Origin of the sequence: Streptomyces fradiae ATCC 10745 = DSM 40063, from assembly GCF_008704425.1 — a bacterium.
GTDB lineage: Bacteria > Actinomycetota > Actinomycetes > Streptomycetales > Streptomycetaceae > Streptomyces > Streptomyces fradiae.
Genome location: NZ_CP023696.1, coordinates 5,982,435 through 6,004,231 on the forward strand (window position 1 = coordinate 5,982,435; position 21,797 = coordinate 6,004,231).

Here is a 21,797-nt window from a genome sequence, read left to right on the forward strand (position 1 = left end):
GCGCGGTCACCTGACGGATCGTAGTACGGCCGCGGTCCCGTGGCAGGGCCTTGGGGAAGTCCCGGGGCCCGCGGTCCCGATGCGCCGATCCGCCGGTGGCCCGAGGTCCCGCCGGCCTCGCGCCGCCCGGCGGGGTCAGCGCGCCTCGGCCGGCAGCATCCGCGCCACCAGGTCGTGCCAGCCCGCCTCCACCCGGCTCAGGGGCAGACCGCGGCCGGACAGCAGGTACCGGACGAGGCCGGGGTCGAGGTAGCCGAGCAGGGTCTGCGCGGCGAGCTCGGGGTCGGCGTCCGTGCCCGCCTCCCGCAGCAGCGCCGCCAGGTGCGCGAGCCGCACCCGGCGGGCGGGCACGGTGTGCCGCCGTACCGGGTCGGGCTGGGCGGCGGCCAGGTAGAGGTCCCGGTGGGCGTCCTCGTGGCGCAGGACGGCCGGGCCGAAGGCGTGCAGCCGCTCGGCGGCGGGCGCCCCCGGCCCGAGCGGCGCCGGCCCGGCCATGAACGCCGCCTGGAACCGCTCCTCCTCCCGGTCGAGCAGGGCCAGCAGCAGCCCGGAGCGGTCCCCGAAGCGGCGGAACACCGTGCCCTTGCCCACCTGGGCGGCGCAGGCCACCGCCTCCATGGTCAGGTTGGCGGCGCCGTGCTCGGCGGCCAGCCGGGCCGCGGCCTCCAGGAGGCGGGCGCGGTTGCGGGCGGCGTCGGCGCGCAACTGCGTCGGAGCCTCGACGGGGGTGAGGGGCAGCTCCGTACGGCCGGGAGGGGGCGGGGAGGTCATGGCGGCCAGCCTAACGCCTCGGGAATGAAAGTGGACCGCGGTCCGGTTATCTGGTACAACTTTCAACGGACCTCGGTCCGGTTAGTTCGCCCGCAGCTCCTCCGCGGAGCCGCCACACCCCTCGGGAGTCACCATGTCCGTCCGTATCCTCGCGCTCGTCGGCAGCCTCCGCGCCGGTTCGCACAACCGCCAGCTCGCCGAGGCCGCCGCCGGTCTCGCCCCCGAGGGCGTCACGGTGGAGGTGTACGACGGCCTGGCCGAGGTGCCCTTCTACAACGAGGACACCGACACCGCGGCCGGCGCCCCCGAGCCCGCCGCCCGGCTGCGTGCCGCCGCCGAGGCCGCCGACGCCGTGCTCCTGTTCACCCCGGAGTACAACGGCACCATGCCGGCCGTGCTGAAGAACGCGATCGACTGGCTGTCCCGCCCGTACGGGGCCGGCGCCCTCAAGGACATGCCGGCCGCCGTGATCGGCACCGCCTTCGGCCAGTACGGCGGCGTGTGGGCGCAGACCGAGGCCCGCAAGGCGCTCGGTGTCGCCGGGGCGCGGGTGCTGGAGTCCGTCGAGCTGGCCATCCCCGGCTCCGTGACCCGCTTCGCCGACACCCACCCGTCCGAGGACGCCGAGGTCATCACGGGCCTGTCCGCCGCGCTCCAGCAGGTCGCCGAGGCCGTCGCCGCCCCCGCCGGGACGGCTTCCTGACCCGCGGCCCCTTCCCGGCCCCCCGGGCCGCCCGGCCCCCCGGCCCCCGGTCCGGCCCCCAGGCCCCGGCGAGGCCCGGCCCCAGGCCCCGGCCCCGGCCCGGCCCCCCCCCAGGCCCCGGCCCCGCCCCCCCAGGCCCCGGTCCGGCTCCCAAGGCCGGCTCTCCCGCCCCACGGCCGCCCCGCCCCCCGGCAGGGCGGCCGTCCCGCGTCCACCGCCCGCTGCCGCACCCCACCCGGCGGCGGCCCGACGCCCACCCGGCGCCCCACCACCCCGGCCCGCACGCCTCACCACCCCGGCCCGCACGCCCCACGGACGGCGACACGCCCCGCCGCAGGCAGCCCCAGGCTCATGTCGGATTTCCGCCAGCGACCACCCGTGCGCCTCGCCCATGCTGGAGGCATGCACACCGACACCGAGCGCTGCGTGCGGGCCGTCCGGTCGAAGGACGCCCGCTTCGACGGCTGGTTCTTCACCGCCGTCCTCACCACCCGCATCTACTGCCGCCCCAGCTGCCCGGTCGTGCCTCCCAAGCCGGAGAACATGGTCTTCTACCCGAGCGCCGCCGCCTGTCAGCAGGCCGGTTTCCGGGCCTGCAAGCGGTGCCGCCCCGACACCAGCCCCGGCTCCCCGGAGTGGGACGTCCGCGCCGACACCGTCGCCCGGGCCATGCGCCTCATCCGCGACGGGGTCGTCGACCGCGAGGGCGTCCCCGGACTCGCCGCCCGGCTCGGCTACTCGACCCGCCAGATCGAGCGGCAGCTCCTCGCCGAGCTGGGCGCCGGACCGCTCGCCCTCGCCCGTGCCCAGCGCGCCCAGACCGCGCGGGTGCTCATCGAGACCACGGCCCTGCCCATGGCGGACGTGGCGTTCGCCGCCGGGTTCTCCTCCGTGCGGGCCTTCAACGACACCGTGCGCGAGGTCTTCGCGCTCGCCCCGACCGAGCTGCGCGCCCGCGCCGCCGGTCGGCGGGGCGCCCCGGTCCCCACCCCCGGCGTGATCGCGCTGCGGCTGCCGTACCGCACCCCGCTCGACCCGTCCAACCTGTTCGGCCACCTCGCGGCGACCGCCGTCCCCGGCGTCGAGGAGTGGCGCGACGGCGCCTACCGGCGCACCCTCGCCCTCCCGTACGGGCACGGCATCGCCACCCTCGCCCCGGCCACCGACCACATCTCCTGCCGCCTCCACCTGACCGACCCGCGCGACCTGGCCCACGCCATCAGCCGCTGCCGCTGGCTCCTGGACCTCGACGCCGACCCCGTCGCCGTGGACGAGCAGCTGCGCGCCGACCCCGTCCTCGCCCCGCACGTCGACCGCGCCCCCGGCCGCCGCGTGCCCCGCACGGTCGACGCCGCCGAGTTCGCCGTCCGCGCCGTGCTCGGCCAGCAGGTCTCCACGGCCGCGGCCCGCACCCACGCCGGGCGCCTCGTGACGGCGCACGGCACCCCCGTCGAGGACCCGGACGGCGGGCTCACCCACCTGTTCCCCGCGCCCGAGGCGCTCGCCGCGCTCGACCCCGGCGCCCTCGCGCTGCCGCGCAGCCGCCGCGCCACGCTCACCACGCTGGTCGGCGCCCTCGCGGACGGCCGCCTCAAGCTCGGCCCCGGTACGGACTGGGACGAGGCCCGCGCCGGACTCCTCGCCCTGCCCGGCTTCGGCCCGTGGACGGTGGAGGTCGTCGCGATGCGGGCGCTCGGCGACCCCGACGCCTTCCTCCCCACCGACCTCGGGGTCCGCCGCGCCGCGGCGGGGCTCGGCCTGCCGTCCACCCCCGCGGCCCTCACCGCCCGCGCCGCCGCCTGGCGCCCCTGGCGCGCCTACGCCGTGCAGTACCTGTGGGCGACCGGCAGCCACCCCGTCAACCACCTCCCCGCCTGACCCCACCCGCCCTTCCCGCCGGTCCCCCCGCCCCCTTCCCACCACGCCGCCCAGGCCCGCACCCCGGCAGCCGGCCCCGCCACCCCACCGCCCGCCCCGCCACCCCACCGCCCGCCCGGCCACCCCACCGCCCGCCCGATCACCACACCGCCCCAGCCGAGGACCCCGCCATGAACCGGCAGCACACCGTCGTCGACAGCCCCTACGGCCCGCTCACCCTGGTCGCCACCGACGGCGTCCTCAGCGGCCTCTACATGACCGGCCAGCGCCACCGGCCCCCGGAGGAGAGCTTCGGCGAGCCCGACCCGCGCCCCTTCCGCGAGGCCGCCCGCCAGCTCGACGCCTACCACGCCCGCGAACTGACCGACTTCGACCTGCCGCTGCGCCTCGCCGGGACCCCGTTCCAGCAGCGCGTGTGGGAGCTGCTGCGGACCATCCCGTACGGGGAGACCCGCACCTACGGCGAACTGGCCGCCGCCCTCGGGCAGCCCACCGCCTCCCGCGCGGTCGGCCTCGCCAACGGCCGCAACCCGGTCGGGATCATCGTCCCCTGCCACCGGGTGATCGGCGCGAGCGGCGGGCTCACCGGCTACGGCGGCGGCCTGGACCGCAAGCGCCGCCTCCTCGCCTTCGAGAGCGGCACACCGGCCGCCGCGCTGTTCTAGGAGCCGCCCCGCAGCCGCCGCAGCAGGGCGGGGAGCGCCGTGCCGATCGGCTCGCGCACCACCTCGTCGGCGAGGGCGTCGTAGGGGGTGGGCTCCGCGTTCACCACGACCAGCCGCGCCCCGTGCCCGGCGGCGACGCCCGCCAGCGACGCGGCCGGCTGGACCCGGAGCGACGAGCCGACCGCGACGAAGACCTCGCACGCCCTGGCGATCTCCACGGCCCGCCCCAGCACCTCGGGGTCCAGCCGCTCGCCGAACATCACGGTCGCCGACTTCAGGACCGAGCCGCAGACCCGGCAGGCCGGGTCGTCCTCACCGGCCGCCACCCGCTCCAGCGCCTCCTCCATGGGCGACCGGGCGCCGCAGCCGGTGCACACGACGGCCCGCGCCGTGCCGTGCAGTTCGAGCACCTTGCGGTCGGGCATGCCGGCCATCTGGTGCAGCCCGTCCACGTTCTGCGTGAGCACCCGCACGGCGAAGCCGGGCGCGCGGTCCAGCTCGGCGACCGCCGTGTGCGCGGCGTTCGGCCGGGCGCGCAGCACCGGGCCGTCGAGCCGCATCCGCCAGGACCGGCGGCGGATCTCCGGGTCGGCCATGTAGTACGCGTACGTGACGAGCTTCTCGGCCTCCGGGTCGCGCCGCCACAGCCCGCGGGGCCCCCGGTAGTCGCCGATGCCCGAGTCCGTGGAGACGCCGGCACCGCTGAGGATCGCCACCATCGTCATACACCGAGCGTACGAGGCGGTTCGCGCGACCGGCGAACAGACATACGCCCGCCCCTGTAGGGTCCTGGCCATGGCGAAGGTGAACATCGCGCTCGACGCCGAGCTCGTCGTGGAGGTCATGGTCCTCGCGGGCGTCGGCAACCCGCAGGACGCCGTGGAGCTGGTCGTCCGCGACTACATCCAGCGCGGGCACCGCACCGAGGCGCGCGTCGTCCCCCGCGAGGACGACGCGCGCCGCCCCGAGCCCAGGCCGCAGGACCACCAGGGCTGAGCGCCGCCCGCAGCCACGGCGCGGTCACCGCGGCGAACAGCCCGAACAGGGCGAGCCGCAGGAGCCCGCCCGCCCCGGCCGGGTCGCCGTGCCGCAGCACGGCGAGGGCGTACGCGTTGGCCGCCACGTCCGTCGCCATCACGGCGCACAGCAGGTCGACGCCGAGCCGCGCCCCCAAAGGAGCAGGACCAGGGCGAGCGGATCGAGCACGGCCAGGGACGTCCAGTAGGCGTCGAGCCACCAGGGGGCGAACGCGGCGTGCGGGCGCAGACCACCGGTGACCAGGTCGGAGACGTGTGCGACCGTACCGAAGGCCAGCGCCGCGCAGTGCACGGCGACGACCGCGGCGACCGCGCCCCGGCGGCCGGGGCTCACCGTGCCGGGAGGCCGTTCTCCAGCTCCGCCGGACCGCGCCCCGCGTCCAGGGCCTCCAGCGCCGCCCGCACGCGCGGGCCGAGGGCGCCCGGCAGGTGGGCGGGGACCTCCTCGCGGGTGATCAGCTTCCACGACAGCAGCTCCGCCTCCTGGAGCCGGATCGCGCCGAGCGCCGCGTCGTCCAGGACGCCGCCGTCGTACACGTACGCCACCAGCGGCGGGCGGGCGGCCCCCGGCACCCAGTCGACGGCGAGCAGCGGGCCCGGCGCCACGTCCAGGCCGATCTCCTCCCGCGTCTCGCGGCGGGCCGCCTGACGGGGCGTCTCGCCCTCGTCGGACTCGATCGTCCCGCCCGGCAGCGTCCAGCCGTCGCGGTAGTTCGGCTCCACGACCAGGACCCGGCCCGCGCCGTCCCGCAGCAGCATGGCGGCGGCCGCGAGCACCCGTGGCAGGCCGGCGATGTACGTGGCGTAGTCGGTGGTGGTCATCCGGTCAGCGTAGACGCCCACCGGCCGGTCACCCGCGGCGCCCCCGGACGGCGCCCGGCGGCGCTCACGCCGGGCCGCCGTCCCCGCCCGTGCCGTCCTCCGACTCGGTGCGCGCCCGCGCCGCCCGCCGCAGCCGGTGGTGGCGCGTCGGACCCTGCTCGCTCACCGCGTCGCCGACCATCGTCCGTACGACGTCCTGCAACCCGTGCAGCGCGTGGTGCCGCACCAGCCCGGCGCCCGGATCCTCCCTCAACTCCTTCAGCAGCGCCCAGCACAGGCAGAGCATCACCACCACGAACGGCAGCGCCACCAGGATCGTCGCCGTCTGCAGCGAGCTCAGCCCGCCCACGACCAGCAGCACCGCCGCCACGGACGCCATCAGCACGCCCCAGCCGACCACCAGCCAGTTCGGCGGATGCAGCGCGCCGCGGCTGGTCAGCGAACCCATCACCAACGACGCCGAGTCGGCGCTCGTCACGAAGTACGTCATCACCAGCACCATCGCCACGAACGACGTGATCGTGCCCAGCGGCAGCGCGTCGAGCATCGCGAACAGCGAGGCCTCCGCGCCCTCCTCCACCGCGCCGGCCAGGTCCGCCTCCCCGGTCGACTGGAGCCGCAGCGCCGAGCCGCCCATCACGGAGAACCACACCACCGTCGCGCCGCTCGGCACCAGCAGGACGCCGACCAGGAACTCGCGGATCGTCCGGCCGTGCGAGATCCGGGCGATGAACGTGCCCACGAACGGCGCCCACGACAGCCACCACGCCCAGTAGAAGATCGTCCACGCGCCGAGCCAGGCCTGGTCGGAGAACGCGCCGGTCCGCGTCGCCATCGGCAGCAGGTCCTGCAGGTAGCCGCCGACCGACGCGGGGATCGAGTCCAGGATGTACACGGTCGGCCCGAGGAGGAAGACGAACACCATCAGGGTCGCCGCGAGAATGATGTTCAGCGTGGACAGCCACTTGATGCCCCGGTGCAGACCGGAGAAGGCCGACAGCACGAACGCCGCCGACAGCACCGCGATGATCACCAGCTGACTGGTGCGGCTCGCCGTCAGACCCGTCGTCAGGTCCAGGCCCTCGGCCACCTGCAGCGCGCCGAGCCCCAGGCTGGTCGCCGTGCCGAACACCGTCGCGAAGACGGCCAGCAGGTCGATGAGCCGCCCCGGCCAGGACTCCGCCCGCCGGGCGCCGATCAGCGGCACGAACGCCGCGCTCAGCCGGTTGCCGCGGCCCTTGCGGAAGCCCGCGTACGCCAGGGCGAGGCCGGCGATGCCGTAGATCGCCCACGGGGTGAGCGTCCAGTGGAAGAACGAGTACTCCATCGCCGTGCGGGCCGCCTCGCCCGACTCGGCCCGCACCCCGGTCGCCGGCGGCGGGGCCAGGTAGTGCGTCAGCGGCTCCCCGACCCCGTAGAACATCAGGCCGATCCCCATGCCGGCGCTGAACATCATCGCGATCCAGGCGAGGTTGCCGAACTCCGGCCGCGCGTCGTCGGCACCCAGCCGGATCCGGCCGAACCGGCTGAAGGCGATCACCAGGCACAGGACGAGGAACACGTCCGCGGCCACCACGAACAGCCATCCGAAGTTGTCCAGCACCCACGACAGGGCCGTGGTCGACGCGCTGTCGAAGGACCGGTCGCCGAGCCACGCCCACAGCACCAGCACCAGGACGACCGTGAAGCCGACCGCCACGACGGCGGGGTCGGGGGAGGTACGGCGGGTGTCGCCCGGGGGAGCGCCGGGGTCTGGCTGTTCAGTCGTTTCCGTGCTCATGCCGCAACACTATGGTCCTGCTCCGAGCGCGGCGGAGGGGTGGCACGCCGTCCGGCGCTGCGGATAGGGTCGCCCCGGCGCGACTGCCTGTTCGAACAGCAAGGGATGCAAGGGTGACGGACGGAGCAGTTAACAAGGCCGCGCACGTGCTCGTGGCGGCCGACAAGTTCAAGGGGTCCCTCACGGCCGCGCAGGTCGCGGAGCGGGTCACGGCGGGGCTGCGGCAGGTGGTGCCCGGTCTCCGCGTGGAGGCCCTGCCCGTCGCCGACGGCGGGGACGGCACGGTGGCGGCCGCGGTGGCCGCCGGATTCGAACGCCGCGAGGTCCCGGTCACCGGCCCGCTCGGCGAGACCGTCACGGCGGCCTTCGCGCTGCGCGGGGGCACGGCGGTCGTGGAGATGGCCGAGGCGTCCGGCCTGCGGCTGCTGCCCGGTGGCGTCCCCGCGCCCCTGACGGCCACCACGTACGGCACCGGCGAGCTGCTGCGCGCCGCGCTGGACGCGGGGGCCCGCACCGTCGTCCTCGGGGTGGGCGGCAGCGCCACCACGGACGGCGGCGCCGGGATGCTCGCCGCGCTCGGCGCGCGGTTCCTCGACGCGCACGGCGAGCCGGTCGGCCCCGGCGGCGGTGGGCTGCGCGCCCTCGCGACGGCCGACCTGTCGGGCCTGGACCCGCGCTTCGCCGACGTGGAGCTGGTGCTGGCGAGCGACGTGGACAACCCCCTGACCGGCCCGCAGGGCGCCCCCGCGGTGTTCGGGCCGCAGAAGGGGGCGGGCCCGCGCGACGTGGAGGTCCTGGACGCGGCCCTCACGCGGTACGTGGCGGTGCTCGTCGAGGCCGTGGGCCCGCGCGCCGCCGAGGCGGCGGGCTCGGCGGGCGCGGGCGGGGCGGGCGGCGTCGGCTACGGGGCGCTGGTCGGGCTCGGCGCGGTCTTCCGGCCCGGCATCGAGCTGATGCTGGACCTCCTGGGCTTCCGCGAGGCGCTCGGCCGGGCCACGCTGGTGATCACCGGCGAGGGCTCCCTGGACGAGCAGACCCTGCACGGCAAGGCCCCCGCGGGGGTCGCCGCGGCGGCCCGCGCGGCCGGGGTGGAGGTCGTCGCCGTCTGCGGCCGACTGGAGCTGACGCCGCAGGCCCTCCGGCGGGCGGGCATCAGCCGCGCCTACCCGCTGACGGACCTGGAGCCGGATCCGGCCCGGTGCGTCGCGCTGGCGGGCCCGCTCCTGGAGCGCGCCGCGGCGGCCCTCGCCCGCGACCTCCTCGCCTGACAGGCCGCCGCGCGAGCCGCCCCGTGCGGCCCGCGCGGCCCCCGCCCGGCGCAAGCGGCCCGGCGGCGCCACCCCGCCCACCCCGTGCGGCCCGCGCCGCCCTCGTCCGGCGCAAGCGGCCCGGCGGCGCCACCCCGCCCACCCCGTGCGGCCCGCGCCGCCCTCGTCCGGCGCGCGCGGCCCGGCGGCGCCCCCCTGTCCGCCCGCGCCACCCCGTCCGCCGGCACCGGCCCACCCGGGCTCCGTGGGCCCGTCCGCCCGCACCGGCCCACCTGGGCTCCACGGCCCGTCCGCCCGCACCGGCCCGTCCGCCCGCGTCGGCCTTGCCGGGACCCGCCGCCGGGATACCCTCCCCGCCGGCCTCCGGACCGCCCGGACGGGACCACGCCCCCGCGGGGACCCCGCGGACCACGCCGCCGCGGGGACCCCGCGCCTGCCGGGCCCCTGCGCCGACCGGGACCCCGCCCCCGCCGGAGCCCCGCGCAGACCGGAGCCCCGCGCAAACCGGGGTCCCGCGCAAACCGGGGTCCCGCGCCGGCCCGGCCAGGCCGCCCCCTGGCCGGGCCGGGGCGCCGGGCCAGGGCGGCCCCCGGCCCGGCGCCCGGGGGTTCACCGGGCCGCCGGGCCCCGCGGGACGGTCCGGACATCCGCGCGCAACACGGCGCTGCGATGATCCGCCCATGGACCTGGACCCCGGCACCCTCCGCATCGACCTCCTCGACGGCCCCGGCGTGCGGGCCGCCGCCGACGGCCTCGGCGCGCTCCTGGCGGACGCCGTGCGCGACGGGGCGTCCGTCGGCTTCCTCGCCCCGCTCGGCGACGCCGAGGCGGCCGGCTGGTGGCGGGACGCCGCCGCGCAGGCCGAGGCGGGCGTACGGACGGTGTGGGCCGCCCACGGGGCCGGCGGCGCCCTCCTGGGCGCCGTGACCCTCGTACGGGCCACCGCGCCGAACCAGCGGCACCGGGGCGACATCGCCAAGCTCCTGGTGCACACCTCCGCGCGGGGGCGCGGGCTCGGGCGGGCGCTGCTGGCCGCCGCCGAGGAGGGCGCGGCCGGGCTCGGGCTGACCCTGCTGGTGCTCGACACCGAGACCGGCAGCCCCGCCGAGCACCTGTACCGCTCCGCCGGCTGGACCAGGGCCGGCACGATCCCCGGCTACGCCGCCGACCCGGCGGGACGGCCCCGCCCCACCACGTACTACTACAAGACCCTGGCCTGACGGCGGACGGAAGGCCCGGACACGAGAGAGGGGCCCCGGACACGAGAGGCGCCCGGACACGGCTGGCCCGGACACGAGAGGGGCCCGGACGCGTCACGCGTCCGGGCCCCTCTCGTGTCATCCGCCCTACGGCAGCTGCGCCGCCCGCGCCTCCCGGCTCTCGCGCCGGTTGTCGCGGAAGGTGTTCACCCGCCGCGCGGTCGCGAAGAGCGGGATCACCGCGCCCAGCACCACCTGGAGCGCGCAGCCGGTCTGGAGCAGGAGCTGGCCGCCGGGCGCGTCGAACGCCCACGCGGCGAGCAGCCCCATCGCCGCGACGATCCAGCTCAGCATGGCCACGGCCAGGGCGCCCCGCGGCTTGGGGTACTCGACGCGGCTCACCATCAGCCACGCCGTGCCCACGATCGCCAGCAGCGTCGGGATGAACGGCAGCTCCAGCAGCACGATCGACACGACCGTCAGCGCGCCGAACGGGCTCGGCATGCCCTGGAACATCCCGTCCTTCATCGTGACGACCGAGAATCTCGCCAGTCGCATCACGACGGCGAGCAGCACCACGATGGCGGCCACCGCGGACACCCGCTGGTGCGCGTCGTCCGCGACCATCCCGTACACGAGGACGAAGTACGCCGGGGCCAGACCGAAGCTGATCAGGTCCGACAGGTTGTCCAGCTCGGCGCCCATCGGGGACGAGCGGAGCTTGCGCGCGACGAGCCCGTCGAACAGGTCGAAGATCGCCGCGCAGAGCATCAGGATCACGGCCGTCGCGGCGGAGTGCCGCGCCATGCCGGTCTCCTCGCTCCCCGTGAGGTGCGGGATGAGGATGCCGGTGGTGGTGAAGTACACCGCCATGAAGCCGCACGTGGCGTTGCCCAGCGTGAGGGTGTCCGCTATCGACAGGCGGAGGGACAGGGGCATCTCCTCCTGCTCCTCCGCGGGGGCGGCGCCGGGGGCGTCCGCCTCGCCGTCGGCGACCCAGCCGGCGGGCCGCTCCGGGTCAATCACGGTCAATGCGAGTCACCCCCGCGGTCGTGGTCTGACCGACCTCGACGGCGACGTCCACACCTTCCGGGAGGTAGATGTCGACCCGCGAGCCGAAGCGGATCAGACCGATCCGGTCGCCCTGCTCGACCTTGGCGCCCTGCGCCAGGTACGGCACGATGCGCCGGGCCACGGCGCCGGCGATCTGCACCATCTCGATGTCGCCGAGCTCGGTGTCGAAGTGCCAGACGACGCGCTCGTTGTTCTCGCTCTCCTTGTTGAACGCCGGCACGAAGCCGCCCGGCACGTGCTCCACGGACGTCACGGTGCCGGCCATCGGGGCGCGGTTGACGTGGACGTTCAGCGGGCTCATGAAGATGGCGACGCGGGTGCGCCCGTCCTTCCACGGCATGATGCTCTGCACCACGCCGTCGGCGGGCGAGATGACCCTGCCCTGCGCGATCTCGCGCTCGGGGTCGCGGAAGAACCACAGCATGCCGGCCGCGAGCGCGGTGGCCGGGACGGCGAGCGCCGCGGCCCGCCGGGAGCGGCGGGCGCGGACGAGGCTGGCTGCTGCGGTGGCGACGGTCGGCAGAAGCCACGGCGACGCTCCGCGCGCGAGGCGAACTCCGGCGAGGCCGGCGCGAGGTGCAGAGGTTTGGCTGTGGGGCATGGATGACCTTCGTAGCGGATGGTGCCGCGTTCGGGAACGGGGGACGGCGGCGTTTCGGCGATGCTATCGGTTGCGGGCCGCAACTGGGCAAGCCAGAAGCCGAGTCGACGGCCGGAAGAAGATGACTGGATGTGATCTTCTTCGCGGCCGAATCATCCCAAGCCCGACAATCAGCCCTGGAACCGGTACTCCTCGAGCAGGCGACGCCCGATGATCATCTTCTGGATCTCGGCGGTGCCTTCACCGATGAGCAGCATCGGGGCCTCCCGGTAGAGGCGCTCGATCTCGTACTCCTTGGAGAACCCGTAGCCCCCGTGGATGCGGAAGGCGTCCTCCACGACCTCCTTGCAGTACTCCGAGGCCAGGTACTTGGCCATGCCTGCTTCGAGGTCGTTTCGTTCCCCTGAGTCCTTTTTGCGAGCTGCGTTCACCATCATGGCATGAGCGGCCTCGACCTTGGTAGCCATTTCGGCCAGCTTGAACTGAATGGCCTGGTGCTGGGCGATCTGCTTGCCGAACGTCTGGCGCTGCTGCGCGTACCGGACACCCAGTTCAAACGCACGCTGAGCGACGCCGCAGCCACGGGCCGCCACGTTCACCCGGCCCACCTCGACGCCGTCCATCATCTGGTAGAAGCCGCGCCCGGTGACGCCGCCGAGCACCCGATTGGCCGGAACACGCAGCCCGTCCATGATCAGCTCGGTGGTGTCGACGCCCTTGTACCCCATCTTGTCGATCTTGCCGGGGATGGTCAGGCCGGGGCGGACCTCGCCGAAGCCCGGCTCCTTCTCCACCAGGAAGGTCGTCATCGACTTGTGCGGGGCCGTGCCCTCGGGGTGTCCTTCGTCACTGCGCACCAGGACGGCGACGAGCGTGGACGTGCCGCCGTTCGTCAGCCACATCTTCTGGCCGTTCAGGACGTACTCGTCGCCGTCCTTCACCGCCTTCGACGTGATGGCCGACACATCCGAGCCGAGGGCCGGCTCCGACATCGAGAACGCGCCGCGCACCTCGCCGGCGGCCATGCGCGGCAGGAAGGTGTCCCGCTGCTCCTGGGTGCCGTGCTGCTTGAGCATGTACGCGACGATGAAGTGGGTGTTGATGATGCCCGAGACCGACATCCAGCCGCGGGCGATCTCCTCCACGCACAGCGCGTACGTCAGGAGGGACTCGCCCAGACCCCCGTACTCCTCGGGGATCATCAGGCCGAAGAGGCCCAGCTCCTTGAGCCCGTCGACGATCTGCTGCGGGTACTCGTCGCGGTGCTCCAGCTCCGTGGCGACGGGGATGATCTCCTTGTCCACGAAGTCGCGGACGGTGGAGACGATCTCCTGCTGGACGTCCGTGAGGCCGTGGGTCTGCGCGAGTCGGCTCATGGCTCTACTTCTCCGTCTTTTCCGAAGGGGCGTTCAGCTCCGGGCGGCCGGGCTGCTCGCCGCCGCGCTCCTTGATGTACGTCGCGGTGGGGACCATCACCTTGCGGCGGAAGACGCACACGAGCGTGCCGTCCTGCTTGTACCCCCTGGTCTCGACGTGGACGATCCCGCGGTCGTCCTTCGACCTCGACGGCCACTTGTCCAGGACCGTCGTCTCGCCGTAGACCGTGTCGCCGTGGAAGGTCGGCGCCACGTGCCGCAGCGACTCGATCTCCAGGTTGGCGATGGCCTTGCCGGAGACGTCCGGCACGGACATGCCCAGCAGCAGCGAGTAGACGTAGTTCCCGACGACGACGTTGCGCCCGAAGTCGGTCGTCTTCTCCGCGTAGTTCGCGTCCATGTGGAGCGGGTGGTGGTTCATGGTGAGGAGGCAGAAGAGGTGGTCGTCGTACTCGGTGACCGTCTTCCCGGGCCAGTGCTTGTACACCGCCCCGACCTCGAACTCCTCGTAGGTGCGTCCGAACTGCATCTGCCTCACGCCTCCGGGGCTTCGAACTTCGAGGTGCGCCGCATCCCCGCGGCCCGGCCCTTGCCGGCGATGACCAGGGCCATCTTGCGGCTGGCCTCGTCGATCATCTCGTCGCCGAGCATCGCGGAGCCCTTCTTGCCGCCCGCCTCGGACGTGCACCACTCGTACGCGTCCAGGATCAGCTCGGCGTGGTCGTAGTCCTCCTGCGACGGGGAGAACACCTCGTTGGCCGCCTCGACCTGGCCGGGGTGGAGCACCCACTTGCCGTCGAAGCCCAGCGCGGCGGCGCGGCCGGCGACCGCGCGGAAACCGTCCACGTTCTTGATCTGGAGGTACGGGCCGTCGATCGCCTGGAGGTCGTTGGCGCGGGCCGCCATCAGGATCTTCATCAGGATGTAGTGGTAGGCGTCGGCCGGGTAGCCGGGCGGCTGCTCGCCGACGACCAGCGACTTCATGTTGATCGACGCCATGAAGTCGGCCGGGCCGAAGATGATCGTCTCGATGCGCGGCGACGCCTGCGCGATCTCGTTGACGTTGTTCAGGCCGCGGGCGTTCTCGATCTGCGCCTCGATGCCGATCCGGCCGACCTCGAAGCCCATCGTCTTCTCGATCTGCGTCAGCAGCAGGTCGAGGGCGACGACCTGCGAGGCGTCCTGCACCTTCGGCAGCATGATGCAGTCCAGGTTCGGGCCGGCGCCCTCGACGACCGTGACGACGTCCCGGTACGTCCAGTGGGTCGTCCAGTCGTTGACCCGGACCACGCGGGTCTTGCCGGTCCAGTCGCCCTCGTTGAGGAACTTCACGATGGTGTGCCGCGCGTCGGGCTTGGCGAGCGGCGCGCAGGCGTCCTCCAGGTCGAGGAAGACCTGGTCGGCGGCGAGGCCCTGGGCCTTCTCCAGGAAGCGGGGGTTCGAGCCCGGCACCGCCAGGCAGGAACGGCGGGGACGCAGCCGGTTCACCGTACCGGCGGGCGTGGTCTCGGTCATGCGGGGACCTCCGTGCTTTCGAGAGGGTCGAGCTTGCTGGCTTTGCGGATCTCGTCGACGATACGGCCGATGATCTCCGTGATCCCGAAGTCCTTCGGGGTGAAGACGGCGGCGACACCCGCGCGCCTCAGTTCGGCGGCGTCGGCGTTCGGGATGATCCCGCCCACGACGACCGGGATGTCGGCGGCGCCGGCCTCCCGCAGCCGGTGGAGCACGTCCGGCACCAGCTCGGCGTGCGACCCGGACAGGATGGACAGTCCCACGCAGTGCACGTCCTCCGCGAGGGCGGCGTCCACGATCTGCTCCGGGGTGAGCCGGATGCCCTGGTACACCACCTCGAAGCCCGCGTCCCTGGCCCGTACGGCGATCTGCTCCGCACCGTTGGAGTGGCCGTCCAGACCCGGCTTGCCGACGAGCAGCCGCAGCCGCCCCGCGCCCAGCTCGGCGGCCGTCCGGGCGGTCTTCTCCCGGACGGCCGCGAGCGGGGTGCCCTCCTCGGCCGCCACCGCCACGGGGGCGGACGAGACGCCGGTCGGCGCGCGGAACTCGCCGAACACGTCGCGCAGCGCCCAGGCCCACTCCCCGGTCGTGACCCCCGCACGGGCGCACTCCAGGGTGGCGGCGAAGAGGTTCCCGTCCCCGGCGGCCGTCGCCTTGAGGGCGGCGAGGGCTTCCTGGGCGCGGGACTCGTCGCGGTTGTCGCGCCACTCGTGCAGCGCGGCGACGACCCGTGCCTCGTTGGCCGGGTCCACGGTCTGGATCGCCGTGTCCAGATCCGCGGTGAGGGGGTTGGGCTCGGTGGACTGAAAGCAGTTGACGCCGACGATCTTCTCCTCGCCGGTCTCGATCCGGGCCCGCCGCTCGGCGTGCGAGGCGACGAGCTGCGACTTGAGGTAGCCCGACTCGACGGCGGCCATGGCGCCGCCCATCTCCTGGATCCGGTCGATCTCGGCCAGGCACTCCTCGACCAGGGCGCTCACCTTGGCCTCGATCACGTGCGAGCCGGCGAAGATGTCCTCGTACTCCAGCAGGTCGCTCTCGTGCGCCAGGACCTGCTGGATGCGCAGGGACCACTGCTGGTCCCAGGGCCGGGGCAGGCCCAGCGCCTCGTTCCAGGCCGGCAGCTGCACGGCGCGGGCCCGGGCGTCCTTCGAGAGCGTCACGGCCAGCATCTCCAGGACGATGCGCTGGACGTTGTTCTCCGGCTGCGCCTCGGTCAGGCCGAGCGAGTTGACCTGCACACCGTAGCGGAAGCGCCGCTGCCTGGGGTCCTCGATCCCGTACCGCTCGCGGGTGATCTTGTCCCAGATGCGGCCGAAGGCGCGCATCTTGCACATCTCCTCGACGAAGCGGACACCCGCGTTCACGAAGAACGAGATCCGGGCGACCACGTCGCCCCTGCGCTCCTCGGGCACCTGCCCGGAGGCGAACACCGCGTCGAGCACGGCGATCGCCGTGGACATGGCGTAGGCGATCTCCTGCACCGGTGTGGCGCCCGCCTCCTGCAGGTGGTAGCTGCAGATGTTGATCGGGTTCCACTTGGGGATGCGGTTCACCGTGTAGGTGATCATGTCGGTGGTCAGCCGCAGGGACGGACCGGGCGGGAAGACGTGCGTCCCGCGCGACAGGTACTCCTTCACGATGTCGTTCTGCGTCGTCCCCTGGAGTTTCGAGATGTCCGCGCCCTGCTCCTCCGCGACCACCTGGTACAGCGCCAGCAGCCACATGGCGGTGGCGTTGATGGTCATGGACGTGTTCATCTGCTCCAGGGGGATGTCCTGGAACAGCCGCCGCATGTCGCCGAGGTGGGAGACCGGCACGCCGACCCGGCCGACCTCGCCGCGGGCGAGGACGTGGTCCGGGTCGTAGCCGGTCTGCGTGGGCAGGTCGAACGCGACCGAGAGGCCGGTCTGCCCCTTGGCGAGGTTGCGCCGGTACAGCTCGTTGGACGCCTCCGCCGTGGAGTGGCCGGCGTACGTCCGCATGAGCCAGGGGCGGTCCCGCTTCCTGCCCGCCTCCGCCTCCGGGCGCAGGGGGCCGGTGCCGGCGTTCCCCGGCCCGCGGTCGCCGCGCTCCCTCGTCTTCGTCCCAACCGGCGCCGGCGCGCCCTCGGGCGCCGGCGGGGTCTTGCGTTCCGTCATGACGGTGGTGTCGCCTCTCGGACGTTCCGGTCAGATGTTCCGAAAGCGGTTGATGGCGTCGACGTGCTGGGCGCGCATCTCCGGGTCCCGCACGCCCAGGCCCTCCTCGGGGGCGAGGCACAGGACGCCGACCTTGCCCTGGTGGAGGTTGCGGTGGACGTCGTAGGCGGCCTGGCCGGTGTCCTCCAGGGCATACACCTTAGAGAGGGTGGGGTGGATCTTCCCCTTGGCGATCAGGCGGTTGGCCTCCCACGCCTCGCGATAGTTGGCGAAGTGCGAGCCGATGATCCGCTTCAGCGACATCCACAGGTAGCGGTTGTCGTACTCGTGCATGTAGCCCGAGGTGGAGGCGCAGGTGGTGATGGTGCCGCCCTTGCGGGTGACGTAGACGCTCGCGCCGAAGGTCTCGCGGCCGGGGTGCTCGAAGACGATGTCGATGTCCTCGCCGCCGGTGAGCTCGCGGATGCGCTTGCCGAAGCGCTTCCACTCCTTGGGGTCCTGGGTGTGCTCGTCCTTCCAGAACTTGTAGCCCTCGGCGTTGCGGTCGATGATCGCCTCGGCGCCCATGGAGCGGCAGATGTCCGCCTTCTGCGGCGAGGAGACGACGCAGATCGGGTTGGCGCCGCCGGCGAGGGCGAACTGGGTGGCGTACGAGCCGAGGCCGCCGCTGGCGCCCCAGATGAGGACGTTGTCGCCCTGCTTCATGCCGGCGCCGTTGCGGGAGACGAGCTGGCGGTAGGCGGTGGAGTTGACCAGGCCGGGCGCCGCCGCCTCCTCCCAGCTCAGGTGGCCGGGCTTGGGCATCAGCTGGTTGGACTTCACCAGCGCGATCTCGGCGAGGCCGCCGAAGTTGGTCTCGAAGCCCCAGATGCGCTGCTCGGGGTCGAGCATCGTGTCGTTGTGGCCGTCGCTCGACTCCAGCTCGACGGAGAGGCAGTGCGCGACGACCTCGTCGCCGGGCTTCCAGGAGTTGACGCCGGGTCCGGTGCGCAGGACGACGCCCGCGAGGTCGGAGCCGATGATGTGGTACGGCAGGTCGTGGCGCTTGGCCAGCTCGCTGGTGCGGCCGTAGCGCTCCAGGAAGCCGAAGGTCGAGAGCGGCTCGAAGATCGAGGTCCACACCGAGTTGTAGTTGACGGAGCTGGCCATCACGGCGACGAGGGCCTCGCCGGGGCCGAGCTCGGGCAGGGGCACCCGGTCGAGGTGGAGCGACTTGCGCGGGTCCTTCTCGCGGGTGGTGAGCCCGGCGAACATCTCGGTCTCGTCCTTGTGGACGGTGACCGCGCGGTAGGACTCGGGCAGCTTGATGTGGGCGAAGTCCTCGGACGTGGAGTCCGGCGACTGGATCGCGTCCAGGATGTCCTTCACGGTGGTGCCTCCGGCGATGCATGCGTCTTCGGGGGGACGCTGAGGGGGTACGTCGGGGTGCTGCTGCTGGGAGGTGCCGTCGGTTCGGCCGGTGGTGCGGGGCGGCGCGTGGGTGGTGCGCGAAGTGCCTGTGACGCAGGCGTCCGGGCGCGCGGCCGGGAAGGGCCGAGGGGACAGCCGGCGTACGAGTGTCCTCTGCACGCCGGCCGCCCGGACGACATCAACGTATGGCACGCCGTGCCAGGTGACAAGACACTGCGTGCCAGGAATTTCTCTCACTTGCCCGTGAGGGCGCTCGGATGAGCGATGATCGATCGTTGTCCGCGGCGGGTGGGCGATTCGGCCCGGTTCGGGGCGATCGAACGAGGGTGTGTGGGGGCGCGGGAGGTGCGCACATGCGTCGGGGGCGGACGGCGTCGACGCGCGTCCGCCCCCGAAGGGCGTGCCCGGCGACCTCGCGCCGGTACGGGAAGGGGCCCGGCCGTCAGTCCGCGTCGCGGCCGAGGGCCCGGGTGATGGTGGCCATCACCTCGTCGAGCGGCGCGTCCGTCCGGGCCACCGCCACCAGCACCCCGCCCTCCGCCGACGCGGTGACCGCGCCCGCCCCGCCGCCGGTCGCGGCGCCGGTCCGGGGCGCCGTGGACCGGCCCGCGCCGATGCCCGTGCCGAACGTGCGCCGGACGATCGCGAACGCGTGGTCGAGCTGCGCCTCCACGTCGCCCTCGCCGCCCGCCCGCAGCCAGCGGCGCAGCACGTGGTTGTGGGCCGTGACGACCGCGGACGCGGCCACCTCCGCCAGCAGCGGGTCGTCGTTGCCGTCGTGGTGGTCGCGCTCGTCGAAGTGGCCCAGCAGGTAGCGGGTGAACAGCCGCTCGTAGCGCGCCACCGAGGCGATCTCGCGCTCCCGCAGCGTGGGCACCTCGCGGGTGAGCCGGTAGCGCGCGACCGACACCGAGGGCGAGGCCGCGTACATCTTCATGACTTCCTTGATGCCCCGGCACACCGTGTCGAGCGGGTGCTCGTGCGCGGGGGCGGCGTTGAGCACCGCCTCCGCCCGGACCAGCGTGTCGTCGTGGTCCGGGAAGATCGCCTCCTCCTTGGAGCGGAAGTGGCGGAAGAACGTCCGCCGCGCCACACCCGCGGCGGCGGCGATCTCGTCGACCGTCGTCGCCTCGTACCCCTTGGCCGCGAAGAGCTCCATCGCGGCGGCGGCCAGTTCGCGGCGCATCCTGAGCCGCTGGGCGGCGGCACGGCCGCCCGCGGCGCTCTCGGCGCCCTCGGGCGCGGTGCCGGCACGGGGTGTCTTCACGGGCTGGGACATGCCCCGAACGTACTCCATCGGCGCGGGGGCCCGCGCCCGAGGGGGAGAGCCGCCAGGGGACCCGAGCAGCCCGCCCCACCCGTCGTACGGCCCGTGTGGCCCCGGGCCGTACGTCCGGCCGGGCTCAGCGCCGCGCATACTCGCGGAAGCCGCGCCCCGTCTTGCGGCCCAGGCAGCCCGCCGCCACCAGGTGCTCCAGCAGCGGCGCCGGGGCCAGCCCGGGCTCCCGGAACTCCTCGTGCAGGACCCGCTCGATGGCCAGCGACACGTCCAGGCCGACCACGTCGAGCAGTTCGAACGGGCCCATCGGGTAGCCGCCGCCCAGCTTCATCGCGGCGTCGATGTCGTCGAGCGTCGCGTAGTGCTCCTGGACCATCTTGACGGCGTTGTTCAGGTACGGGAAGAGCAGGGCGTTCACGATGAAACCGGCGCGGTCGCCGCAGTCCACCGGGTGCTTGCGGATCCTCGCCGTGACCGCGCGGACGGTGGCGTGGGTGTCGTCGGCGGTCAGGACCGTGCGGACGACCTCGACCAGCTTCATCGCGGGCGCCGGGTTGAAGAAGTGCATCCCGATCACGTCCTGCGGGCGCGAGGTGGCGCGGGCGCAGGCGACGACGGGCAGCGACGAGGTGGTGGTGGCCAGGACGGCGCCCGGCTTGCAGATCTTGTCGAGCGCGGCGAACAGCTGCCGCTTCACCGCCAGGTCCTCCGCGACCGCCTCGACGGCCAGGTCCACCTCGGCGAAGGCGTCCAGTGACCCGGCCGGGGAGATCCGCTCCAGGGTCGCGTCGCGCGCCTCCGGCGTCATGCGGCCCCTGTCGACGGACCGGGCGAGGGAGGTGGCGATCCGCGCCTTCGCCGCGTCGGCCTTCTCCTGGGAGCGGGCGGCGAGGACCACGCCGTACCCCGCCTTCGCGAAGACCTCCGCGATGCCCGAGGCCATGGTGCCCGACCCGGCGACGCCGACCGAGCGGACCTCGCGCGGCTTCGCCCCGCCCTCGCCGCCGGGCGGCGGGGTCAGCGCGTCCGGGACCACCTCGGCGCTGTCCGGCGCCGCGTACGTGTAGAACCCGCGCCCCGCCTTGCGGCCGGTCAGGCCGGCCTCGGCGAGCTGCTTCAGGATCGGCGCGGGGGCGTGCAGCCGGTCGCGGGACTCGGTGTACATGGCCTCCAGGACCGTGCGGGCGGTGTCGACGCCGATCAGGTCGAGCAGCGCCAGCGGGCCCATCGGCAGGCCGCAGCCGAGCCGCATCGCCGCGTCGATGTCCTCGCGGGAGGCGTACTTCGACTCGTACATGGCGGCCGCCTGGTTGAGGTAGCCGAACAGCAGGCCGTCGGCGACGAAGCCGGGCCGGTCGCCCACGGAGACGGGCTCCTTGCCGAGCGCGTGCGCCAACTCCGTGACGGCGGCGACCGCCTGCGGGGCCGTCAGCACCGACGACACGACCTCGACCAGCTTCATCGCGGGGGCCGGGTTGAAGAAGTGCAGGCCCAGCACGCGCTCGGGGCGGGCGGAGTCGGCGGCGAGCCGTGTCACCGACAGGGCGTTCGTCCCCGTCGCGATGATCGCGGTGGGCCGGACGATGCCGTCCAGGGCCCGCACGACCTGCTGCTTCAGCTCATACGACTCGGGGACGACCTCGATGACGAGGTCGGCGTCGGCCGCGGCCTGGAGATCGGAGTACGTGCGGAACCGGGCGAGGATGTCGCGCCGCTCCTCCTCGGTGATCCGCTCGCGGGACACGGACCGGGCGGTGGAGGCGGCCAGCGCGGCGACCGCGCGGCGGGCGGCGGCCTCGCTGACGTCGATGCCGACGACCTCGCGGCCGGCGCGGGCCAGGACCTCGGCGATACCGGCACCCATGGTGCCGAGGCCGACGACGGCGATGGTGGAGAGAGGGGTGTCCATCACGGGACTCCAGGGATGAGTGACGGCTGGTGAGGGTGAGGGGCGCGGCGGCCCGGCGCACGCGCGCGGGGCGAGAGGGGGCGTACCGCGCGGAGGGCGCCGCACGGGGCGCCGACGGCCGCAGGGGTGCCGAACGGCGGCCGCGCGGAGCGTCCACGGCCGGGCCGGGCGCGGCGGGTACGGGCAAGGCCCGCGCGTCGCGCCGGAGAGGATCGACGGGCCCTGTCCCGGGGCCGCGTCGGGTGAAGTGGTGCCGAACCGACTGCACTCGGGGCGGCTGCGTCACCAGGCCGCCCGAGGGGGAGCGGGGGGTTGGCCCCGCTCACCTGAGGTTAACCGGTGGGTAATGAGCGCGCCAGACCCCGGGGC

20 protein-coding genes are annotated in these 21,797 nt (G+C 74.2%); 6 read left to right on the top strand and 14 right to left on the bottom strand.

Annotation, left to right across the window (positions count from 1 at the left end; genetic code table 11):
- Positions 1 to 135: 135 nt before the first annotated feature.
- Complete coding sequence (locus CP974_RS26120; RefSeq protein WP_031130695.1) at positions 136 to 771, bottom strand: TetR/AcrR family transcriptional regulator; 636 nt, start codon at positions 769 to 771, stop codon at positions 136 to 138.
- A 133-nt stretch (positions 772 to 904) separates the two neighbouring features.
- Here CP974_RS26120 and CP974_RS26125 point away from each other — a divergent pair, with 133 nt between their 5' ends.
- From CP974_RS26125 to CP974_RS26135, 3 genes are all read left to right on the top strand, one after another.
- A complete protein-coding gene (locus CP974_RS26125) occupies positions 905 to 1,474 on the top strand; it encodes an NAD(P)H-dependent oxidoreductase (protein ID WP_031130694.1) in 570 nt (189 codons plus the stop codon).
- Between the two features lie 402 nt (positions 1,475 to 1,876).
- Positions 1,877 to 3,352: an AlkA N-terminal domain-containing protein gene (locus CP974_RS26130; RefSeq protein WP_031137247.1), complete on the top strand. Its 1,476-nt coding sequence runs from the start codon at positions 1,877 to 1,879 to the stop codon at positions 3,350 to 3,352.
- 170 nt (positions 3,353 to 3,522) lie between these two features.
- Positions 3,523 to 4,017 (top strand): methylated-DNA--[protein]-cysteine S-methyltransferase, encoded by a 495-nt coding sequence (locus CP974_RS26135; RefSeq protein WP_031131431.1) that lies wholly within the window; start codon positions 3,523 to 3,525, stop codon positions 4,015 to 4,017.
- On the opposite strand, the gene CP974_RS26140 is transcribed toward CP974_RS26135, so the two are convergent.
- Positions 4,014 to 4,742 (bottom strand): SIR2 family NAD-dependent protein deacylase, encoded by a 729-nt coding sequence (locus CP974_RS26140; RefSeq protein ID WP_031131434.1) that lies wholly within the window; start codon positions 4,740 to 4,742, stop codon positions 4,014 to 4,016. The genes CP974_RS26135 and CP974_RS26140 overlap by 4 nt on opposite strands.
- Before the next feature lie 70 nt (positions 4,743 to 4,812).
- On the opposite strand from CP974_RS26140, the gene CP974_RS26145 reads away from it, so the two are divergent.
- Positions 4,813 to 5,013 carry a type II toxin-antitoxin system VapB family antitoxin gene (locus CP974_RS26145; protein ID WP_031131436.1) on the top strand — a complete coding sequence of 67 codons (201 nt, stop codon included), beginning with the start codon at positions 4,813 to 4,815 and terminating at the stop codon, positions 5,011 to 5,013.
- 138 nt (positions 5,014 to 5,151) lie between these two features.
- Here the strand turns inward: CP974_RS26145 and CP974_RS26150 are convergent, their stop codons facing one another.
- The 3 genes from CP974_RS26150 to CP974_RS26160 form a co-directional block, all read right to left on the bottom strand.
- Complete coding sequence (locus CP974_RS26150) at positions 5,152 to 5,388, bottom strand: hypothetical protein (protein WP_051839373.1); 237 nt, start codon at positions 5,386 to 5,388, stop codon at positions 5,152 to 5,154.
- Positions 5,385 to 5,876 carry an NUDIX domain-containing protein gene (locus CP974_RS26155; RefSeq protein WP_031131438.1) on the bottom strand — a complete coding sequence of 164 codons (492 nt, stop codon included), beginning with the start codon at positions 5,874 to 5,876 and terminating at the stop codon, positions 5,385 to 5,387. The genes CP974_RS26150 and CP974_RS26155 overlap by 4 nt, the downstream gene beginning before the upstream one ends.
- A gap of 64 nt (positions 5,877 to 5,940) precedes the next feature.
- Positions 5,941 to 7,656, bottom strand: a complete 1,716-nt coding sequence (locus CP974_RS26160; protein WP_031131440.1) for a BCCT family transporter — start codon at positions 7,654 to 7,656, stop codon at positions 5,941 to 5,943.
- Positions 7,657 to 7,769: 113 nt separating this feature from the next.
- Between CP974_RS26160 and CP974_RS26165 the strand changes: the two genes are divergently transcribed.
- Entirely contained in the window at positions 7,770 to 8,924 is a 1,155-nt protein-coding gene (locus CP974_RS26165; RefSeq protein ID WP_031131442.1) for a glycerate kinase, read from the top strand.
- 680 nt (positions 8,925 to 9,604) lie between these two features.
- On the top strand, positions 9,605 to 10,144 hold the full coding sequence (locus CP974_RS26170; protein ID WP_085921644.1) for a GNAT family N-acetyltransferase: 540 nt from the start codon (positions 9,605 to 9,607) through the stop codon (positions 10,142 to 10,144).
- Positions 10,145 to 10,270: 126 nt separating this feature from the next.
- Here the strand turns inward: CP974_RS26170 and pssA are convergent, their stop codons facing one another.
- The 9 genes from pssA to CP974_RS26215 form a co-directional block, all read right to left on the bottom strand.
- The gene (gene pssA, locus CP974_RS26175) at positions 10,271 to 11,155 is read right to left on the bottom strand and encodes a CDP-diacylglycerol--serine O-phosphatidyltransferase (protein ID WP_069978844.1); all 885 of its coding nucleotides are present in this window, start codon (positions 11,153 to 11,155) and stop codon (positions 10,271 to 10,273) included.
- The gene (locus tag CP974_RS26180) at positions 11,142 to 11,798 is read right to left on the bottom strand and encodes a phosphatidylserine decarboxylase (RefSeq protein ID WP_031131446.1); all 657 of its coding nucleotides are present in this window, start codon (positions 11,796 to 11,798) and stop codon (positions 11,142 to 11,144) included. Before CP974_RS26180 ends, pssA begins: the two co-directional genes overlap by 14 nt.
- Before the next feature lie 170 nt (positions 11,799 to 11,968).
- Positions 11,969 to 13,174, bottom strand: coding sequence for an acyl-CoA dehydrogenase family protein (locus CP974_RS26185; protein ID WP_031131448.1), 1,206 nt, complete (start codon positions 13,172 to 13,174; stop codon positions 11,969 to 11,971).
- Positions 13,175 to 13,178: 4 nt separating this feature from the next.
- The gene (locus CP974_RS26190; RefSeq protein WP_031131449.1) at positions 13,179 to 13,703 is read right to left on the bottom strand and encodes a MaoC family dehydratase; all 525 of its coding nucleotides are present in this window, start codon (positions 13,701 to 13,703) and stop codon (positions 13,179 to 13,181) included.
- Positions 13,704 to 13,708: 5 nt separating this feature from the next.
- Entirely contained in the window at positions 13,709 to 14,689 is a 981-nt protein-coding gene (locus tag CP974_RS26195) for an HpcH/HpaI aldolase/citrate lyase family protein (protein ID WP_031131451.1), read from the bottom strand.
- On the bottom strand, positions 14,686 to 16,830 hold the full coding sequence (locus tag CP974_RS26200; RefSeq protein WP_223844648.1) for an ethylmalonyl-CoA mutase: 2,145 nt from the start codon (positions 16,828 to 16,830) through the stop codon (positions 14,686 to 14,688). Before CP974_RS26200 ends, CP974_RS26195 begins: the two co-directional genes overlap by 4 nt.
- A 30-nt stretch (positions 16,831 to 16,860) precedes the next feature.
- Positions 16,861 to 18,198: a crotonyl-CoA carboxylase/reductase gene (ccrA, locus tag CP974_RS26205; protein WP_031131454.1), complete on the bottom strand. Its 1,338-nt coding sequence runs from the start codon at positions 18,196 to 18,198 to the stop codon at positions 16,861 to 16,863.
- A gap of 484 nt (positions 18,199 to 18,682) precedes the next feature.
- Entirely contained in the window at positions 18,683 to 19,519 is an 837-nt protein-coding gene (locus tag CP974_RS26210) for a TetR family transcriptional regulator (protein WP_031131456.1), read from the bottom strand.
- Positions 19,520 to 19,643: 124 nt separating this feature from the next.
- Positions 19,644 to 21,428, bottom strand: a complete 1,785-nt coding sequence (locus CP974_RS26215; RefSeq protein ID WP_031131457.1) for a 3-hydroxyacyl-CoA dehydrogenase family protein — start codon at positions 21,426 to 21,428, stop codon at positions 19,644 to 19,646.
- Positions 21,429 to 21,797: the final 369 nt, after the last annotated feature.

Excerpts from the sequence above, each read along its gene's own strand:
- CP974_RS26130 (WP_031137247.1), top strand. The coding sequence starts at position 1,877 with ATGCACACCGACACCGAGCGCTGCGTGCGGGCCGTCCGGTCGAAGGAC.
- CP974_RS26135 (WP_031131431.1), top strand. The coding sequence starts at position 3,523 with ATGAACCGGCAGCACACCGTCGTCGACAGCCCCTACGGCCCGCTCACC.
- CP974_RS26140 (WP_031131434.1), bottom strand. The coding sequence starts at position 4,742 with ATGACGATGGTGGCGATCCTCAGCGGTGCCGGCGTCTCCACGGACTCG.
- CP974_RS26200 (WP_223844648.1), bottom strand. The coding sequence starts at position 16,830 with ATGACGGAACGCAAGACCCCGCCGGCGCCCGAGGGCGCGCCGGCGCCG.
- CP974_RS26190 (WP_031131449.1), bottom strand. The coding sequence starts at position 13,703 with ATGCAGTTCGGACGCACCTACGAGGAGTTCGAGGTCGGGGCGGTGTAC.
- CP974_RS26160 (WP_031131440.1), bottom strand. The coding sequence starts at position 7,656 with ATGAGCACGGAAACGACTGAACAGCCAGACCCCGGCGCTCCCCCGGGC.
- CP974_RS26170 (WP_085921644.1), top strand. The coding sequence starts at position 9,605 with ATGGACCTGGACCCCGGCACCCTCCGCATCGACCTCCTCGACGGCCCC.
- CP974_RS26125 (WP_031130694.1), top strand. The coding sequence starts at position 905 with ATGTCCGTCCGTATCCTCGCGCTCGTCGGCAGCCTCCGCGCCGGTTCG.
- CP974_RS26180 (WP_031131446.1), bottom strand. The coding sequence starts at position 11,798 with ATGCCCCACAGCCAAACCTCTGCACCTCGCGCCGGCCTCGCCGGAGTT.
- CP974_RS26145 (WP_031131436.1), top strand. The coding sequence starts at position 4,813 with ATGGCGAAGGTGAACATCGCGCTCGACGCCGAGCTCGTCGTGGAGGTC.
- CP974_RS26215 (WP_031131457.1), bottom strand. The coding sequence starts at position 21,428 with ATGGACACCCCTCTCTCCACCATCGCCGTCGTCGGCCTCGGCACCATG.
- CP974_RS26210 (WP_031131456.1), bottom strand. The coding sequence starts at position 19,519 with ATGTCCCAGCCCGTGAAGACACCCCGTGCCGGCACCGCGCCCGAGGGC.
- CP974_RS26195 (WP_031131451.1), bottom strand. The coding sequence starts at position 14,689 with ATGACCGAGACCACGCCCGCCGGTACGGTGAACCGGCTGCGTCCCCGC.
- CP974_RS26120 (WP_031130695.1), bottom strand. The coding sequence starts at position 771 with ATGACCTCCCCGCCCCCTCCCGGCCGTACGGAGCTGCCCCTCACCCCC.
- CP974_RS26185 (WP_031131448.1), bottom strand. The coding sequence starts at position 13,174 with ATGAGCCGACTCGCGCAGACCCACGGCCTCACGGACGTCCAGCAGGAG.
- CP974_RS26155 (WP_031131438.1), bottom strand. The coding sequence starts at position 5,876 with ATGACCACCACCGACTACGCCACGTACATCGCCGGCCTGCCACGGGTG.